Below are 17,074 nucleotides of genomic sequence, written 5' to 3' on the forward strand. Positions count from 1 at the left end.
GTTACCGGGTCACCGGCGCGCCGCCGGCTGCGAGACCGTGGTGGGCGCGCCTTCGCGGATGCGAGCCAGCTTGGTCTCGCCGGGCGCGCGGCCGCCGTCGCGCGACGGCATCGAGAAGTCGGTGTACAGGACCCGGCGTTCTCGCTGCACGGGCGGCTGGCTCATGTGCAGCGTGCAGCTGAGGTGCACGGTGACGTCGCCGGTAGAGGTGGGCAAGTCGATCTGCGGCAGGTCGAGGTTGTCGCGCACGAACCCGGCCTGGATCAGCGTGCGGTGCGAGCCCGCCACCACCCGCAGCTGGCCTGACGCGGCATCGGCGCCGGTGACCGAGATGCCGACGGTGAGCGAACAACACCGGTAGGAGTGGCTGCCCAGGCTGCAGTCCTTGTGCCAGGGGACGTCGGAGATGCCCTTCACCACTCCGAGCGGTTTCACGAGCGCTTCCACCAAGTTGCGGTTCGGGCCGGGCTTGGCGTTGCGGTGGCCGTCGGTGGTGAGGCGAGCGATCGACTGGAGGCGGTCATCGGTGAGCATTGCAGCGGTGGCGGGTGAACGGTCCTGGAAGTACTGCATGCGCACGAGCCGGTTGGTGCCGTCGTCGGTCTCGGCCCACCAGGAGCGGTTGTCGCCAGGGGAGTAGTCGGCGGCGGCGCGGTCCATGTCGGCACTGATCTCGGCCATCTCCTCAGGATCGAAGACGCCTTCGAGGTGCAAGAAACCGGCCTCGCCGAGGAAGTGCGCGATGTCGTCGGGGTCGTCGCCGATGCGAAAGGCTCGGTGCAGGCCGAGCGGCGAGCCGTCGCGGTCGTGGAACTCGACCGATCCGGTCGTGTGCAGCGGCCGCCCGTCGATCACCGACCGCAGCACCACCGTCCAATCGAGGAGGGCCTGGAACGGGCCGCGCACCAGGTCGAGGTCGCCGCCGGTCATCAACCCCACCGGAGTGCACGTGTCGTTGACGAGGTCGGACAACGACTCGGCGTCGAGCCGCCAGTGGGTCCTGGCGCTCGCGGCGTCGTGGGCGCGGCCGACGGTGAAGTGCTGGCCGTCGAACGCGAGCTGCCAGATGGTGCCGTCGACCTCGACGGCGATCGGCCGCAAGTCGAGCTCGCGTGCCCCCGGCGCCGCGAGCGCGGTGTTGGCGTCGAACCGCGCGGGGAGCGTCTGGTCGAAGAACTCGCTGGGGTCCACCGATTGCTCGTCCGCTGCCGTCCGGGTGCGCTGGTCGACCGAGATCACGCCCGGGAGCCTACGACCATCCCCGTTCTGGGCTGCTTTCTACGCGTCCCAGCACGTAATAATCAGCCCAGAACGGGAGGGGTCAGCCCAGAACGGGAGAGGGGTCAGGTGGTCGGGTCGGTGTGGGGCTGCTCGTGGGCGGCGAGGCGACGGCGGTCGAGCTTGTGGACCGCCGTCAACGGGAGCTCGTCGACGACCCGCATCGCCTCGGGCAACTTGTGGTGGGCGAGCCGGTCAGCCGCGAACGACCGCAAATCGTCGAGCGACGGCGACGCGACGCCGGGCCGCGCCACCACCACGGCTACGCCGATCTCGCCCATCACCGGGTCGGGCCGCGGCACGATCGCCACCGACGACACGGCCGGGTGCTGCTCCAGCACCGCTTCCACTTCGAGCGGGAACACGTTGTAGCCGCCGCGGATGTACATCTCCTTGCTGCGCCCGGCGAGGTGCAGCAAGCCTCGCTCGTCGATCCAGCCGAGGTCGCCGCTGTGCAGCCAGCCGCCGCGCAACGTGCGGGCCGTCTCCTCCGGTGCGTTCCAGTAGCCGCGGAACATGGCGGGGGAGCGCAGGCACACTTCGCCGGTCTCGCCGAGCGGGACGGCTCGATCGGACTCGTCGCGGATCTCGAGGTCGATGCCGTCGCGCGGCCGGCCGACGCTGTGGAGCGCTTCGTCGTCGTCGGCGTCGAACGCGGTGCCGGTGCCGACGCCGCCCGACTCCGTCGACGAGTACCGGATCGAGTACGCCGCGCCGAAACGGCGTCGGGCTTCGTCGACCAGCGCCGGCGACGACGGCCCCGCACCGGCGATGAGGGCCTGCACGCACGACAAGTCGCGCTGGTCGAAACGGGGATCGCGCAGCATCAGCGCCACTTGCGGGGCCACGGTCCCGATCACGGGCATCCGGGTGCGCTCCACCAGGTCGAGCACGTCGGCGGCCCGCCAGCGGTGCAGCAAGTGGGTGGTGCCGCCGAGGCGCAAGTACCACGGCAGTTTGGTCATGAAGCCGATGTGCGCGAACTGGGTGGATGCCAGCATCGGCGCGCCCCCGCCCCATCTGTCACCGACGTCGAACGCGGTGATGGCCGCCAGCTCCCGATTGGTGAACCAGGCACCTTTCGGTGTGCCGGTGGTGCCGGACGTGAGCACGATCGCCACCGGACGGTCCACCTCGTCGGCCGACGGCGGTGGGGCATCGCCGCGGTGCCCGCGGCGGAGCCCGGCGAGGATCTCCGGCGCGGCGGCGGCGGGTGCGACGTCGACCACCGCGAGGTCGCCGGGCAGCGACGGCGCCACGTCGGGCGACGCCAGCGCCAACTTCGGGCCGACCACGCTGAGCGCGGCCGCCTGCTCTGGCAGGGCGAGTCGGGGGTTCACACCCACCGTCGTAGCCCCGAGCTTGGCCAGCGCCGCGTACGCCACCACGTAGTCGGGCGTCGACGGTAGCAACAGCGCCACGACGTCGCGGGCGCCGACGCCGCGGGCGGCCAGGCCGACCGCAGCTTCGTCGGACAGCTGGTCGAGGTCGCGGAACGACACGTGCCAACCGTCGGCCGCCGCGAACGCGATGGCGCCGCCGAACCGCCGGGCCGCTTCGGTGACCGTCGACGCCAACATCAAGACAGGCGGCGCCGCTGCGTGGGCGCGGACCCCGGCCGGGGGTCGTTTCGCGCGGTCATCGGGTGCGCCACTTGGCGCGCTCGCCCGACGTGAACGCCTCGGATCCTGCTTCCATCGTGTCTTGGCGCATGCCGAGGTTCAAGAACACGTTGCCGAGCTCGGTGGCTTGCGCGGCGGAGAGGTCGCGGGCGGCCCACAACGTGCGGACGGTGGCCTCCACCGGCCCTGGTGGTTGCGACGCGATCCGCTCCGCTGCCCACATCGCCGCGTCTTCGAGTTGGTCGGCCGGCACGACTTCGGTCACCAGCCCGATCTCCCGCGCGGTTGCTGCGGTGATGCGTTCGTGGTTGCCCAGCAACGTCATCCGCATCAGGTCGCCGAACGGCATGCGCGGCATCAGCGCGACCGGCTCGAACACGGCGGGCATGCCGTACGTGACGTGGGGATCGAAGAACGTGGCGTGTTCGGCTGCGATGAGAAAGTCGGCTTCGGCCAACAAGTAGAAGGCCCCGCCGCACGCCATGCCGTTGACCGCGGCGATCACCGGTCGCCAGTAGCCGTTGCTCCGCGGGCCGAGCTGCTTGCCCGGGTCCTCATACGTGTACGGCGAGAAGTCGTAGACCCGCCCGCCCTCGGCCGGCACGACGTCGCGGTCGATGCCCGTGCAGAACGCCTTGTCGCCGCTGCCGGTGAGCACCACGGCCCGGACGGAGTCGTCGTGGCGCAACCGCTGCCACAGCCCGGCGAGTTCGTCGCACATCTTCAAGTCGAACGCGTTGTGGCGGTCGGGCCGGTCGAGCGTGACCAAGCCGACTGCGCCGCGCTGCTCCCACCGGATCGTCTCGAGCTCGGCCATGGCCTGGAGTCTGCCGTCAGTCGGGGTCGAGCGAGAGCATGCGGATCGCGTTGCCTCGCATCACTTTGTAGATCTGCTCGTCGGTGAGGCCCTCGGTGAGCTGCTCGGCAACGGCCAAGGTGTCGGGCCAAGTGGAGTCGGTGTGCGGGTAGTCGGTCTCGAACGTGATGTTGTCCTCGCCGATCTCGTTGATCGACACGAGCCCGTGTCGGTCGCGGAAGAAGCAGCCGAAGACGCTGCGGAAGTAGTACGTGCTCGGGGGTTCGGGGATCAGGTCTTTCACCCCGCCCCACGCCCGGTGCTCGCGCCACACGTCGTCGGCCCGCTCGATGATGTAGGGGAGCCAACCGATCTGCCCTTCGCTGTACGCGAGCTTCAGGTCGGGGAACTTCACCAGCTTTCCGCTGAACAGCCAGTCGGTGAGCGACGCCATGGCGTTGTTGAAGCTGAGCGTGGCCGCCACGGCAACCGGCGCATCGCCCGATGTGGCCGGCATGCGCGACGACGACCCGATGTGCATGTTGATGGTGGTGTGGGTGTCTTCACATGCGGCGAGGAACGGGTCCCAGAAGTCGGTGTGGATCGACGGCAGGCCGAGGTGCGCGGGGATCTCGCTGAAGCACACCGCGTGGACGCCCCGCTCGGCGTTGCGCCGCACTTCGGCGGCGGCCAGCTCCGCGTCCCACAGCGGCACAATGATGAGCGGGATCAGTGCGCCGTCCGAGTCGCCGCACCACTCTTCGACCATCCAGTCGTTGTACGCCTTGACGCATGCCAGCCCCATGTCGCGGTCGGGATGCTCGGTGAACGTCTGGCCGCAGAACCGGGGGAACGTCGGGAAGCACAGTGACGCTTCGACGTGGTTCATGAGCTGGTCGTCGATGCGGGCTTTGGGGTCGTAGCAGCCGGGACGCATCTCGTCGTACGTCATCGGCGTCATCGTCATCTCGTCGCGTGAGTAGCCGACTGCGGCGACGTGGCGTTTGTGGATGTAGACGAGGTCGCCGAAGACCCAGCAGTCGGCGGGTTGGCCGTCGGGGTCGAACGCCTGCTCGTACGCGCCACCGCCGATGTGCTTCATGGCGCCGATCCCGCGGCGCTCGACCCTCGGTCCGTCAGCCCGGAACTTCTCCGGGAGCCAGTTCTCCCACACGTGGGGTGGCTCGACGACGTGGTCGTCGACGCTGATGATCATGGGCAGGTCCGGCATGACCCACATTCTGACACCCCGTCAGATTTCGTGTCGAACGTGTGCGTGCGCGACCTGGCCGACCGCAGAGCGTGGGATGATGGTTCCTTCGTCAGCGGGTTCTGGGGAGTCACGATGGGTTTCGGTGCGCGTGCGGCGGCCGCGCTGGTGCTGTTCGCGTTGTCGGTTGCCGGGGCCGTGGTCGGTCCGGTCGCGGACACGTCGTCTCCGGCCTCGGCGATGAGCGCGACGTCCGCGCTCCAGACGGTCGAGTACCACGGCTACCGCTTCCGAGTGCCGTCGTCGTGGCCGGTCATCGACTTGGACGAGGACCCGACGGCGTGCGTTCGCCTTGACCGCCACGCCGTGTACCTCGGCGAGCCGGGCGACGTGCAGGACTGCCCGGCACGGCTGCTCGGCCGCGTCGCGACCGTGATGGTCGAGCCGGCCGCCCCCACCCGCGCAGGCGACGTGCTCACCTCGGTGGTGGCCACGGCCGGATCGCTCCCCGTGCTCGATTCCACGGCGAGCACCACCCACCAGCAACGGCTCGAGATCCCCGGCGCCGACGTGCTGGTGACCACCACGTGGGCGGACGCCGACCGCTCGGTGGTCGAGTCGATCCTCCGCAGCGGTGAGCTGCTGGCCGATGCGGCTGCGCCGCTCGCGTCGTCGGCGCCGTCGGGGTCGTCGCCCCGAGCCGGGCTGCGCGCCGACGCGCAAGCCGCGCCGCAGGCGTCGGCGCAGGCGACCCCCGTGCCGAGCACCAACCTCCAGCACGTCACCGGCGGAGGGTTCGATGCGTGCAAGTTGCCGTCGGACCCGGCGACCATGGCCGGCATCAAGAACCGGACGGGCTGGGTGGCGGCAGGCTTCTACCTCGGCGGCGTCAACGCCAGCTGCCCCCAGGCGGACTTCGGGCCCAGCTGGGTGAAAGCGGTGGCACAGCAAGGCTGGACGCTGATCCCGATCTGGGTCGGCCTCCAGTTCGGGCACTGTGGTCCGCCGACCTCGTTCCAGTGTGCGGCCGCCGGCGATGGCAACCAGGCCTACCAACAAGGTGTCAACGAAGCGAGCGCCGCCGTCACCGTGGCGCGGTCAGTCGGTCTCGGTCCGACCAGCCCGATCTACCTCGACATCGAGGCGTACGCACGCAACGCCACGATCGACGCGTCCATGCAGTCGTTCACGCGGGGTTGGACGCTCCAGCTCCACGCGCTGGGCTACCGGTCGGGTTACTACTCGAGCGCCGAGTACGGCATCGACGTGCTGTCCAAAGCCGCGCAGAAGGGCGCGAGCGGCCTTCCCGACAACTTGTGGATCGCCCGTTGGAACTGCTCGGCGTCCACGTCCGACACCGTGCTGCCGTCGTCGCTGTGGGTGGGGCACCGGATCCATCAGTACGGCACTGGCAACCCGCCTTGTTCGGGGTTGCCGGAGATCGGTTTCGAGTACGACGCCGATTACGTCGACGCGGAGACGTCGGGTAGCGGTTTGCGCGCGTTCATCGAAGCGTTGTTCACCGACTTCCTCGGTCGGGCGCCCACCGAGTCGGAGATCGCGGCGTACGTGGGTGCCGCGCAGCATTACTCACGCACCGACTTGGCGCTGCAGCTCGCTCGGCAGCCGGCATGGGTCGCGCACATCGTCGCGGACCTGTACCAAAGGACCCTGCACCGCAACCCGGACGCAGCCGGCTTGAACTACTGGACGTCGCAGATCTCCAGCGGCCGCATGAGCGTGGCCCAGGTCGCTGCCAACTTCTACGGCTCGCAGGAGTACTACTTGGGTGCCGGCGGATCGGACATCAAGACGTGGGTCACCGACTTGTACCGCCAGATCCTCGGTCGCGCGCCGGACAACGACGGCTTGTGGTTCTGGGCGGTGACCGCGGTGCGCAACGGCCGCGTCGCGGTCGCATACGACTTCTACCAATCGACGGAGTCGGCGCTCGACCGCGTGTCGTCGCTGTACCACACGCTGCTGGGCCGGTCGCCCGACGCGGTCGGGCAGCGGGCGTGGGTGCCGGCGGTGAAGCTGTTCGGCGACTTGGCGCTCGCCGCCACCTTGGCCGGTAGCACCGAGTACTACGCCCGCGCCCAGCTGCGCTTCTGAGGCGTCCGGCCCGGCGCTGGTTCGCAGGACGCAGCCGAGGGTGCCTGACGAGGTGTCAGATAGGGTCACGAGATGACCGACGACCCGCAGCGGGCTGACCACCGGTGGGGCACCACCGGCGCGCTGGTGCGCGACGCGGTCGACCGCTTCGGTGCGGCAGAGGCTGTGGTCGACGGCGAGGTGCGGCTGAGCTGGGATGACTTGGGCGAGCGGGTCGATGCCGCCGCGCGGGCGTTCCTCGCGGCGGGCGTCGAAGTCGGCGACCGGGTGGCCATCTGGGCGCCGAACATGTGGGAGTGGCCGGTCGCACTGCTGGGGTTGCAGTCGGTGGGCGGCGTGCTGGTGCCGCTCAACACCCGTTACAAGGGAGACGAAGCCGCGTACATCCTCGGCGCCAGCCGGGCGAAGATCCTGCTGACGGTCAACGGGTTCCTCGGCTACGACTACGCCGACATGTTGCGCCGCACCGGCGTCGATCTGCCTGCGCTGGAGGGCACGGTGATCCTCCGCGGCCACGCGCCCGACGGCGCCCAGACGTGCGAGGAGTTCGTGCAAGCGGGTGCCGCGGTGGGCGACGACATGCTCGCGGCCCGGCAGGCGTCGATAGGTCCCGGCGACTTGAGCGACATGCTGTTCACCTCGGGCACCACCGGTCGCCCCAAGGGCGTGCTGGCCGAGCACGGCCAAGCGCTGCGTTGCGTGCAGAACTGGGCGGAGGGCGTGGGCTTGCGGGCCGACGACCGCTACTTGATCGTCAACCCGTTCTTCCACTCGTTCGGGTACAAGGCAGGGATCCTCGCGTGCCTCGTCACCGGCGCCACCATGGTGCCGCTCGCGGTGTTCGACGTGGCCCGGATCACCGAGCTGATCGAGGTCGAGCGCGTGTCGATGCTGCCGGGGCCGCCCACCTTGTACCAGACCATGTTGAACGACCCCGACCTCGCCCGGCGCGACCTGTCGTCGCTCCGGTTGGCGGTGACGGGTGCGGCCGCCATCCCCGTCGAGCTCGTGCGGCGCATGCGTGACGACCTCGGTTTCCAGACCGTCGTCACGGCGTACGGGCTCACCGAAGCCAACGGCTTCGTCACGATGTGCCACCACGACGACGACCCCGTGGTGATCGCAACCACGTCGGGTCGGGCGATGCTCGACGTCGAGGTGCGAGTGGTCGACGACGACGGGCGGGAAGTGCCGCGCGGCGAGCCCGGCGAGATCGTGGCTCGTGGCTACAACGTGATGCGCGGCTACTTCGAGGACCCCGTCCGCACCGCCGAGGCCATCGATGCCGAGGGTTGGCTGCACACCGGAGACATCGGGGTCATGGACGAGCAGGGCAACATCCGCATCACCGACCGCAAGAAGGACATGTTCATCTCGGGCGGCTTCAACGCGTACCCGGCCGAGATCGAGAACACCTTGAGCGAGCACCCGGGCATCGCGCAGGCGGCGGTGGTCGGCGTGCCCGACGAGCGACTCGGCGAGGTGGGCGTGGCGTTCGTGGTGGCCCGCACCGGCGTCGATGTCGATCCGGCCGAAGTGGTCGACTGGAGCCGCGAGCGCATGGCCAACTACAAGGTTCCCCGCCGGGTGTTGGTCGTCGATTCGTTGCCGACCAACGCATCGGGCAAGGTCCTCAAGTACGAGCTGCGCGGGGCAGCGACCGAAGGAGCGAGGTGATGGGCGACGCGGCGGCCGACGAGGAGGACTTGCGGGCCGTCGACGGCCGGGTGCCGGGCCGGCGCGGGCGGGCCACCCGTCAACGTCTGCTCGAGTGCACGAAAGACATGCTGCGCTCGTCGTCGTACCGCGACTTGAAAGTGGTGGAGATCGCCCGTGAGGCCGGCACGTCGCCGGCCACCTTCTACCAGTACTTCCCCGACGTCGAGTCGGCCGTGCTGGCCTTGGCCGAGGAGATGGCCGAGGACAAGGTCCGCTTCGCCCGCATCGTCCGCGACGGGAGCTGGAAGGGCCGCGGCGGGTTCGACCGCGCGCTCGCGCTCGCCGATGAGTTCCTGGCGTTCTGGGACGACCACCAGCCGATCTTGCGGGTGGTCGACCTGGCGGCCGAGGAAGGCGACCTGCGCTTTCGTCGCATGCGCACGATGATGCTCAACGAGGTGTTCAACTTGTTGACCGACGCCGTGTCGCAGATGAAGGCCGACGGCCGCCACCCTGACGAGGTCAGCCCCGAGGCGACGGCGGCGACGATGGTGTCGATGCTGGCGCACGTCTCGGCGCATCGCTACGGCCTGGAGTTCTGGGGCATCCCCACGCGCGACCTCCGGGTGAGCATGGCCCGCACGCTGTACTGGTCGGTCACCGGCCAGAAGCCCCCGCAAGCCTGATCCGAACTTCGCAGAGTTGGGGGCGCCATGGCCCCACCACTCTCCGAGAGTCGTCAGAGCGGGGTGGCCTCGCCGAACGTGCCGTGCATGTGCTCGGTCCACGTCGACAGGACGGCGGGCGCGGGGAGGCCGAGGCCGGCCAGCGCCCGGGCGATCGGGTGGTCGCCCAACTCGAGTCGCACGCCGTCGCCGCCGACCACGACCTGGGAGCCCTTGCCGCCCTGGGTGAAGGGCGTGGTGTGCGGCGCGCCGTCGAGGTACGTGTACGTGGCCATCTCCATGTCGGCCTGCTCGTCGCTGCCGCCACGGGGCACGGTGATGTCGAGCACGAGCTGGCCGTCCATCTCGAGGCGCCACCGCGACGCGTCGTCGGTGACGTCGTTCACGATGTGCTCAACGGTCTTCGGGAACCCCCAGATCCGGCAGCCCGCCTCGCACGTGAACTCCTGGTCGACGGGCAAGTGCACGATGAACGTGCCGGCCGCGTCGTCGCCCGCGCCGCGGGGCCTGGCGAACAGCGTGAGGCCGATCTCGAGGTAGTCGCCGAGGTCGTTGTCGCGGTAGTCGATGAGTGCCACCGCGAGTTGGGCGCGCCCGGGCGCCGACTCGACCACCTCGAACGCGTCGCCGGGCAGCCACGCCTGCGCCGTCGCGGCGTCGACGTCGAAGATGGCGGTGCCGGCCGACGCGTCGCGCACCTCGACGGGCATGGCCACCGTGCGGCCCTGGATCTCGTACGTCTTCATCGGTCCCTCCCGTACCTCGGTCCGTCCCGCCGGTCGGTCAGCGGTTGACCTTGGCGATGATCTGCTCGGCGAAGCGCTCGATGCTGGTGCGCACGTGCTCTGCGTCGTAGCCGTAGCCGTCCTTGGCGGGCGCTCGGCTGAGCCACGGCGCGCACTGCACGCCGGTCACGCCGAGGTCGCCGAGCCGCTTGTACAACTCCGCGTCGGGCATGGCGTGCACGGCTGCCACGATCTCGAAGGGCTTGCTGTCGGTGCCCGCCGCCTTGCGGCGCCGGGCCATGTCGTGCAGCAGCGGTTCGAGCTCCTCGGGTCGCTTGGCGCTCGGTGGCAGCCAGCCGTCGCCCACCTGTGCGGCCCGTTCGAGCGCGCGGTCCGAGTCGCCCCCGATGTACAGCGGTACCGGCCGGGAGGGGACGGGCTCCATGCGCAGCTCGTCGAAATCGAAGAACTCGCCGTGGTGCTCGACCCAGCCTCCGGCCAAGAGGCGGGGGAGCACCTCGAGGAGCTCGTCGAGCCGGCGACCGCGGGTGTGGAAGTCCTGCCCGGTCTGCACGAACTCGTCCTCACACCAGCCGGCCGCGACACCGAGCGTCATGCGGCCGCCCGAGATCACCGCGGCGGTCGACAGACCTTTCGCCACGGTGAAGAGGTCGCGGGCGGGCGCCACGTAGACGTTGGTCATGAACCGCACGTTGGTGGTGAGCACCGCCATCGCCGAGGTCACCGCGAACGGGTCGGGGTAGTGGGTGTCGGGTCGCCAGAGCGGCTCGCCGTCGGCCGTGTACGGATAGCGCGTCTTGTAGTCGCGGGCGAAGAACAGGTGATCCGGCACCATCATCCCGGCGAGCTCGCATGCGTCGGCGGTGCGGGCCGCCTCCAGCTGCACGTCGGTGTCGAGGAAGGCGACGGAAGCCCAGAAGTCCATGGGAGCCTCGCGGGTAGAAAACGAGAACGTGTTCTACCATCCCGCGAGAGGGCGGGCGAGGAGGGAGCAGCTCATGGCGGTACTCGACGGCCACCGGGTGGTGATCACCGGCGGCGCATCGGGCATCGGCGCGGCGACGGCCCGGCTGATGGCCGCCGAAGGCGCGCGCGTGGCGATCGTCGATCGCGACGAGGGCGGCGCGGCCGAAGTCGCGGCTGCCACCGGCGGCGTGGCGTTCGGGGCCGACGTGGCCGACTCGTCCGCGGTCGGCGAAGCGATCTCGGCTGCTGCCGCGGAGCTCGGCGGCGTCACTGACCTGTTCGCCAACGCGGGCGTCGGGATCCTCAAGCCGCTCCACACCTACACCGATGCCGAGTGGCGGTTGGTGCTCGACGTCAACTTGACCGGCACGTTCAACTGCGTGCGTTCCGTCCTTCCGCTGCTCGCCGAGCGGGGCGGGTCGATCGTGACGAGCGCGTCGGCCGTCGCGCACCGACCCACCCGAGGCGAAGGCCCGTATTGCGCGGCCAAGGCGGGCGTCGTGTCGCTGACGAAGTCGATCGCGCTGGAGTATGGCCCGCGGGTGCGGGCGAACTGCGTGTCGGGAGGATTCATCGACTCGCCGCTCACCGAGGTCGTGATCGCCAACGACGAGCTGCGCTCGCCGCTCGACGCGGTCACGCCGCTCGGGCGGGCCGGCAGCGCGGATGAAGTCGCTTCGGTGGTGGTGTTCCTCTGCTCTGACGCGGCGCGCTACATGACCGGCCAGGACATCGTGATCGACGGGGGCGGCACCCTCCCGAGCGCGCAGGTCGACCACTTGTTGCGCCCTATGGTCGATCCACCGCTGAGTCCTTGGCGTTGACGCCGGCCGAGGTACCGCCCCGGTTGCTCAGGCGGTGAGGCGACCCACGCTGGCGGGGATCGGCGTGCCGGCAGGGACCCGGTCGTCGGGCACCGGCACGCCGAACGTCGTGGTCACCGGCACGACACCCGCCCAGATCGGCAGGTCGTAGTCGTCGGGCTCGTCGTTGGCCGGCCCGGTCCGCACTTTGGCGGAGGCCTCCTCGAGCGACAGCGCCAACACGTTGACGCTGCGCACTTCCTTGTCGGTCGGCACGCGGGCTTCGTCGTAGCGGCCCGGTACGACGTGGTCGGTGATGACCCGCAGCGCTTCGGCCTTCTCGTCGCGGTCGGTCACTTTGCGGGCGCGGCCGAGCACGACGACCGAGCGGTAGTTGATCGAGTGGTGGAACGACGAGCGGGCCAGCACCAGCCCGTCGACCACGGTTGCGGTGAGGCACATGTCGGCCCCCGCGTCGAGGGTGCGCAACATGCGGCTGGCGGGCGAACCGTGCACGTAGACGTTGGCGTCCGACCGGGCGCAGATCGTGGGGATGACGTACGGCTGGTCGTCGACCACGAACCCGATGTGGCAGATGGTGGCGGCGTCGAGGATCGCCGCGACGGTCGCGTCGTCGTAGTGGCCCCGCTCCGGGAGGCGCTTCACGGTCGTTCGGCTGGTCGGCGCGTTCATGCTGCATAAGCTCACACGCCGGCAGAGATCCACCGAGCGATTTTCGCCGGGAAGGGGGACGGGGTGGCCGAGGCCGAGATCATCCGCGACGCCACGTCGATGTGGGACCTGATCGACCGGCGAGCCACGCTCAGCCCGGATCGCCCGATGCTCATCGACGAGTCCGACCGCACGGTGACGTTCGGCGAGTTCCGCGACCGGGTGGAACGGGTCGCGGCGGGGCTGGCCGCCGCGTACGGCATCGGCGAGGGCACCACGGTCGCGTGGCAGCTCCCGACCCGCGTCGACACCATCGTGTTGTCGTCTGCGCTCGCACGCCTGGGCGCCGTGCAGAGCCCGATCCTGCACTTGTACCGCGAGCGCGAGGTCGGGTTCTCGCTGCGCCAGACCGGCGCCGAGCTGTTCTTCGTTCCGGGCGAGTTCCGCGGCTTCGACTTCGTCGAGCTCGCGGAATCGGTCAACGCGGGGCTCGAGCACCCGCCGAAGATCGTGGTGGTCGACGCCGACCACCCGCTGCCCGAAGGCGACCCGGCCACGCTCGACGCCCTCCCGGCGGTGGCCAAAGGGGAGGCGCCGGTTCGCTGGATCTACTACACGTCGGGCAGCACGTCGGATCCCAAAGGCGTGCAGCACACCGACCAGACCCTCATCGCCGGCGGCTGGGGGCTCGCGAAGGCCCTCGACATGTCGCCCGACGATGTCGGGTCGATGGCGTTCCCTTACGCCCACATCGCCGGCCCCGACTACCTCGTCACGATGTTGTGCCTGGGGTTCCCGGCTGTCGTGGTCGAAGCGTTCGTGATCGCCGACGCGCTGCCCTTCTACCGCCGCCACGGCGTGACGATGGCGGGTGGCGGCCCGGCGTTCTACGTGATGTTCCTGGGCGAGCAGCGCAAGCAGCCCGACGAGCCGATCCTGCCCACGTTGCGGCTCATGTCGGGCGGTGGCGGCCCCAAGGCACCCGAGCACCACTTCGCCGTGCAGCGTGAGATCGGGGGGCGGGGCATCGTGCACGGCTACGGCATGACCGAGGTGCCGATGATCGCCAACGGATCGCCGACCGACACCGACGAGCAGCTCGCCAACACCGACGGCTCGCCGATCGAGGGCATCGAGGTGCGGATGGTCACGATCGACGGGTGCGACGCGGCGCCGGGCGAGGAAGGCGAAGTGCGGGTGAAGGGCCCGATGGTGTTCGAGGGTTACCTCGATCCGGCGCTCGACGAAGAGGCGTTCGACGAGCAGGGCTACTTCCGCACGGGCGATCTCGGGATCCTCCGCCCCGACGGGCACTTGAGCCTCACGGGCCGGCTCAAAGACGTCATCGTCCGCAAAGGCGAGAACATCTCGGCCAAGGAGATCGAGGACGTGCTCGCCGCGCACCCGAAAGTCGCCGACGTCGCGGTGATCGGCGTGCCCGACGCCGAGCGCGGCGAACGGGTGTGCGCGGTGGTCCAACCCGCTGACGCGGCCGACCCGTTGACGTTCGACGAGATGGTTCGGTGCTGTCGCGACGCCAAGCTGATGACCCAGAAGATCCCCGAGCAGCTCGAGGTGCGCGCCGACATGCCACGGGCGTCGATCGGCAAGATCGTCAAGAAGGACCTGCGCGCCGAGTACGCGGCGAAGGCGTGGCCGGGCACGTCGACGTGATCTGGTCAGCAGGGCCTCGAGCCCGTCTCGCCTGATCCTTCTCGCGGCAGCCGCGGTGGGCGCTCCTGTGGTGCGCCCGAGACGACACGGACGTTGCCATCGGAAGCACGGAGCGGGTCAGGCGACGATCAAGACGTCCGTTGCGGCGTGAAACGGCCTCGGTGGCTCATCGGGCGTTGCCGGACCAGGCGGGACCACGTGGTCGTCATCTGCCGCCACCACCCGCGTCGTCGCCCGGTGGGGTGCGGGGCGCATCAGCCATGATGGGAGCGATGACGGCGGCAAGGTCGGGGCCTGGGCGGCAGGGGAGGGCGGTCGGTCGCCTCCTCGTCGACCTGGTAGGCCAGCGCGACCACACTGAGATCGACCCGGCGATCCTCGATCTCGTCGCACGGTTGGTCGCCGATCGCCGGGTCGACGAGTTGGCCGTGCTTTTCACGCCCGATCCCGGCGGCGTGCCGACCGGCTACTTGTTGCGGACCGGCGTGTCGGGCGGCTGGGAGCCACCGAGCGACGCGATGGTCGACGACCCGATCGAGGCGTGGGAAACCTTCCGGCGCAGCGGCGACGGTACCGAGTTCGTGGCCGTGTGCGACGACGTGGAGCGGCGCGTGGCGGTGCGCCAGGGCCAAGGCACGGTGCGGTTCCTCGACATCGACGCACTCGCCATCGACGGACCGCGCCGCACCGAGATGCTGGCGGCATGGAGCCGCTTCGGTGGCCTGGCCCCCGCACCGCGCCCGGCGGCGCGCGGCGAGGGGCACGGCGGGTCGGGTGTGCTCGCCGCCGACATGTCGATCCCCGACCCCGAGGAAGCGACGAGCGGCCCACCCTCTGACACGCCCGACGCGACCGCGTCGCGTGAAGCTGCGAGGTCCGAGGGGGTGCCGTCCGCGCCGGCACTGTCTGGGCCGACGCTGCCCGCGTCGGCCACGCCGCCGGCTGCGGCCGTGGTGGTCGGCCCGGCGGTGCCTGCGGAGACGGTCGCCGCCCCGGCCGCGCCCGGCACGACGGTGCCTGACGACGAGACGGCTGACTTCTACCGCGACCAGGACCACCGACCACCGCTGCGCGAGCGGCTGGGTCAGGTCGAGCGGTGGAAGGCCGCGTACTGGGGTTTGGCCCTGGTGACGGTGTTCTTCGTGTGGGTGTTCATCCGCTTCACGCTCGACGACTCGTTCATCACGTGGCGCTACGGCCAGACCCTGGTGCACAGCGGTCACTGGAACTGGAACCCCACCGGCCCCCGGGTCGAGGCATACACCAACACGTTGTACGCGGTGGTGTCGATCATCCCGGCCTTGTTGCGGATCCCGGTCGAGCTGTTCTTCAAGCTCGTGTCGCTCGGCATCTTGGCCGGGTACGTCGCGGGGGTGCGGCGTGCCGGGTTGCCTCGCCGCCAGGAGTTCCTCTTGTTGGCGGTGGCGCTGGCCAGCCCGGTGTTCTACTTGCAGCTGTTCGGCGGGCTCGAGACGGCGTCGTTCGCGTTGCTGATCGCGGTGGTGTTCTCGATGGTGTACCGCACGGGCGAGCTGACCGTGTGGGGCTACGTGGCTGCCGCCGCCCTGGCCTCGAGCCGCCCCGAAGGGATCGTGTTCGCCGGTGTGGCGATGGTGTGGGCGCTGCTCATCGACCGCACGCCGCGCCATGCGCGCGGCCTCGGATGGGTCTGTGGCGGGTGGGTGGTCTACTGGCTGTGGCGCTGGCAGCACTTCGGCTGGTTCTTCCCGAACCCGTTCTACGAGAAGTCCACCAACGGCGGCCCGGCTTCGCACAAGGCGGTCGACGCCCTGTCCTCGCTGTCGCCGGTGCTGGCGTTGGCCGCCATCGCCGGGCTCGTGGCGGTGCTGTTCGTGCGGCGCGCCGAGGGGCCGAAGCGGAGCCGCGCCGAACGGCTGCAGGACGCCACCCCGTTCGTGTTGGCGGTGGTCGCTGCGACGATCGTGCTGGGGCTGTACAAGAGCTCGAACCTCGCGATGGACCCCGCCCACCGCTTCTACTGGCAGCTGCTGTTCCCGGTGGTGGTCGTGGTGCTCAGCCGCCCACTCGCGATCGCCGCGTTCGGTGGCGACGCACGGACCGAGCGCTATGTCGGGCGCGACCTCGGCGGGCTGCTCGGTGTCGGCGTCGCCATGGCCGCAGTGGTGGCCTGGGAGCCGCTCGACCTCAAGACCGGGCTGGTACCGCTTGTCGCCGCGGTCGTGGTGCTGTGCGCGGTGCTGGCGCGGGTCGCGTGGCGCAACCCGCTCGCCGTCGGTGTCGCCGCGATCGCGCTGGCGGTCGGTGTGGGGTACATGGGTGCCAACGACGCGATCGGCTGGCTGGCCTACCGGTACCGCTTGCAGGACGCGCACGAGGCCTTCGGGCACGTGCTGCGCGACGCGCATTTCGAGGGCGGCGTGGCCACGTTCGACGCCGGCGTCCTGCCGTACTTGCTCGACAACCAAGTGGTCGACGTCGGTGGGTTGGCAGATGCCGACGTCGTCCACGGTGGCCTCACCCTCGACGACCTGCGCCGCGCGCACGTCGACCTCGTGATCCTCGGCTTCCACTCCTCGGCGCTGAGCCCCGACATCTTCGGCGGGCCGGGCGCCCCCACCGCGCGGCAGTACGCGGACACGAACAAGTACTGGACGGCCGCCGGGGTGATGTTCCAACCGGGCTACTTCCTGAACTACTTGATGAGCCCGAAGCTGGCGCAGACCGGCCTGCCCGCCAAGATCCAACCCGTCACCGACGCGTCGGTGCGCGCCAACTCGCGCTCTGACACCGACATCGTGCTCGACAACCTGTGGGGCTTCCCGTTCCTGTCGTCGTGACGGGACCGGCCCGCCGCGCGGCCGCACT

At 70.1% G+C, this 17,074-nt stretch carries 13 protein-coding genes; 6 read left to right on the top strand and 7 right to left on the bottom strand.

The features are described 5' to 3' along the window. Window positions 1–9 precede the first annotated feature (9 nt). The 4 genes from VHA73_10915 to VHA73_10930 form a co-directional block, all read right to left on the bottom strand. Complete coding sequence (locus VHA73_10915; protein ID HVX18531.1) at window positions 10–1,239, bottom strand: phytanoyl-CoA dioxygenase family protein; 1,230 nt, start codon at window positions 1,237–1,239, stop codon at window positions 10–12. Between the two features lie 104 nt (window positions 1,240–1,343). Next, window positions 1,344–2,858 carry a class I adenylate-forming enzyme family protein gene (locus VHA73_10920; protein HVX18532.1) on the bottom strand — a complete coding sequence of 505 codons (1,515 nt, stop codon included), beginning with the start codon at window positions 2,856–2,858 and terminating at the stop codon, window positions 1,344–1,346. Window positions 2,859–2,916: 58 nt separating this feature from the next. Next, the gene (locus VHA73_10925) at window positions 2,917–3,717 is read right to left on the bottom strand and encodes an enoyl-CoA hydratase/isomerase family protein (GenBank protein HVX18533.1); all 801 of its coding nucleotides are present in this window, start codon (window positions 3,715–3,717) and stop codon (window positions 2,917–2,919) included. 16 nt (window positions 3,718–3,733) lie between these two features. Next, window positions 3,734–4,927 carry an amidohydrolase family protein gene (locus VHA73_10930; GenBank protein ID HVX18534.1) on the bottom strand — a complete coding sequence of 398 codons (1,194 nt, stop codon included), beginning with the start codon at window positions 4,925–4,927 and terminating at the stop codon, window positions 3,734–3,736. A 114-nt stretch (window positions 4,928–5,041) separates the two neighbouring features. On the opposite strand from VHA73_10930, the gene VHA73_10935 reads away from it, so the two are divergent. The 3 genes from VHA73_10935 to VHA73_10945 all read left to right on the top strand — a co-directional run bounded on the left by VHA73_10935 (window position 5,042) and on the right by VHA73_10945 (window position 9,366). Beyond that, window positions 5,042–7,021, top strand: a complete 1,980-nt coding sequence (locus VHA73_10935) for a glycoside hydrolase domain-containing protein (protein ID HVX18535.1) — start codon at window positions 5,042–5,044, stop codon at window positions 7,019–7,021. A 72-nt stretch (window positions 7,022–7,093) separates the two neighbouring features. Then, window positions 7,094–8,698, top strand: a complete 1,605-nt coding sequence (locus tag VHA73_10940; GenBank protein ID HVX18536.1) for a FadD3 family acyl-CoA ligase — start codon at window positions 7,094–7,096, stop codon at window positions 8,696–8,698. After that, window positions 8,698–9,366 (top strand): TetR family transcriptional regulator, encoded by a 669-nt coding sequence (locus VHA73_10945; GenBank protein ID HVX18537.1) that lies wholly within the window; start codon window positions 8,698–8,700, stop codon window positions 9,364–9,366. Before VHA73_10940 ends, VHA73_10945 begins: the two co-directional genes overlap by 1 nt. 53 nt (window positions 9,367–9,419) lie before the next feature. Here VHA73_10945 and VHA73_10950 read toward each other — a convergent pair whose 3' ends face one another. Together VHA73_10950 and VHA73_10955 are read right to left on the bottom strand one after the other, a co-directional pair. After that, window positions 9,420–10,112, bottom strand: coding sequence for an acetoacetate decarboxylase family protein (locus VHA73_10950; protein ID HVX18538.1), 693 nt, complete (start codon window positions 10,110–10,112; stop codon window positions 9,420–9,422). A gap of 37 nt (window positions 10,113–10,149) precedes the next feature. Beyond that, window positions 10,150–11,037, bottom strand: coding sequence for a TIGR03619 family F420-dependent LLM class oxidoreductase (locus tag VHA73_10955; protein HVX18539.1), 888 nt, complete (start codon window positions 11,035–11,037; stop codon window positions 10,150–10,152). Window positions 11,038–11,110: 73 nt separating this feature from the next. Here VHA73_10955 and VHA73_10960 point away from each other — a divergent pair, with 73 nt between their 5' ends. Beyond that, on the top strand, window positions 11,111–11,902 hold the full coding sequence (locus VHA73_10960; GenBank protein HVX18540.1) for an SDR family NAD(P)-dependent oxidoreductase: 792 nt from the start codon (window positions 11,111–11,113) through the stop codon (window positions 11,900–11,902). A gap of 27 nt (window positions 11,903–11,929) precedes the next feature. Here the strand turns inward: VHA73_10960 and VHA73_10965 are convergent, their stop codons facing one another. Then, window positions 11,930–12,574 (bottom strand): pyridoxamine 5'-phosphate oxidase family protein, encoded by a 645-nt coding sequence (locus VHA73_10965; GenBank protein ID HVX18541.1) that lies wholly within the window; start codon window positions 12,572–12,574, stop codon window positions 11,930–11,932. 63 nt (window positions 12,575–12,637) lie between these two features. Between VHA73_10965 and VHA73_10970 the strand changes: the two genes are divergently transcribed. Together VHA73_10970 and VHA73_10975 are read left to right on the top strand one after the other, a co-directional pair. Continuing rightward, window positions 12,638–14,227, top strand: coding sequence for an AMP-binding protein (locus VHA73_10970; GenBank protein ID HVX18542.1), 1,590 nt, complete (start codon window positions 12,638–12,640; stop codon window positions 14,225–14,227). A gap of 272 nt (window positions 14,228–14,499) precedes the next feature. Next, window positions 14,500–17,046 carry a hypothetical protein gene (locus tag VHA73_10975; GenBank protein HVX18543.1) on the top strand — a complete coding sequence of 849 codons (2,547 nt, stop codon included), beginning with the start codon at window positions 14,500–14,502 and terminating at the stop codon, window positions 17,044–17,046. Window positions 17,047–17,074 lie beyond the last annotated feature (28 nt).

This window comes from Acidimicrobiales bacterium (assembly GCA_035547835.1).
Lineage (GTDB): Bacteria > Actinomycetota > Acidimicrobiia > Acidimicrobiales > Iamiaceae > DASZTW01.